Annotated in this window: 1 protein-coding gene and 1 pseudogene; one reads left to right on the top strand and one right to left on the bottom strand. The window is 76.3% G+C overall.

Annotation, left to right across the window (positions count from 1 at the left end):
• The coding region (locus ND748_RS33160; protein ID WP_251750175.1) for a P1 family peptidase at positions 1 to 373 on the bottom strand (373 nt) is incomplete at its 3' end.
• A 155-nt stretch (positions 374 to 528) separates the two neighbouring features.
• Between ND748_RS33160 and ND748_RS33155 the strand changes: the two are divergent.
• Positions 529 to 761, top strand: a pseudogene (locus ND748_RS33155) (sulfurtransferase); the annotation flags it as partial.

Raw genomic sequence — 761 nt, 5'->3', positions numbered from 1 at the left:
CGGCGAGGTAGCCGGCGTCGGCGGTCGGCCGGGCGGTCGGTGCGCCGACGGCCAGGTCGAACAGGGCCAGCGCCGGGACGATCGGTACCGGTCCCCCGCTGGTCGGCACACCGCGGCCGCGCTCGGCGTAGTAGCGCATCACCCCGTCGGCGGCGGCCAGACCGAAAGCCGAACCGCCGGTCAGCAGCACGGCGTCGATGCTGACCAGCGCCATCTGCGGCGCCAGCGCGTCAAGTTCGCGCGAGGCCGGCGCCCCGCCGCGCACCTCCGCCGAGGCGACTGTGCCTCTCGGCAGCTCCACCACCGTGCATCCGGTCACGCCCACCGGGTCGGTCCAGTGCCCGACCCGCACCCCGTCGACCCCGATCGCCATCGCGCCGAGCCTCGCACGAATCCGACCTGGGCGACAAATCACGAAGACGGACCCGTCCGGACGGGCGGCCGCGGCCCGATCATCTCCCGCCGCCCGGCAATCGTGCACCCTCGCGCGTGGCGCCGTGCCGCGCCACTGGCGGTAGCGTCCGGGGCATGAGCGATGTGCTGATCTCCGCGACGGACCTGGCCCGGCTCCTCGACTCCGCGCGGCCCCCGCGGGTGCTCGACGTCCGCTGGCAGCTCGGCGGTCCGCCCGGGCGGGACGGATACCTGGCCGGGCACCTCCCCGGGGCCGTCTTCGTGGACCTCGAGACCGAGCTTGCCGCGCCGCCCGTGCCCGCGCAGGGCCGCCATCCGCTGCCGGACGTGGCCGCGCTGCAGCGGGC

This window comes from Frankia sp. AiPs1, assembly GCF_023716945.1.
In the GTDB taxonomy this organism is placed as follows: Bacteria; Actinomycetota; Actinomycetes; order Frankiales; family Frankiaceae; genus Frankia.
Note: the sequence above shows the minus strand (reverse complement) of the source record. Positions and strands in the feature narration are given on the sequence as shown.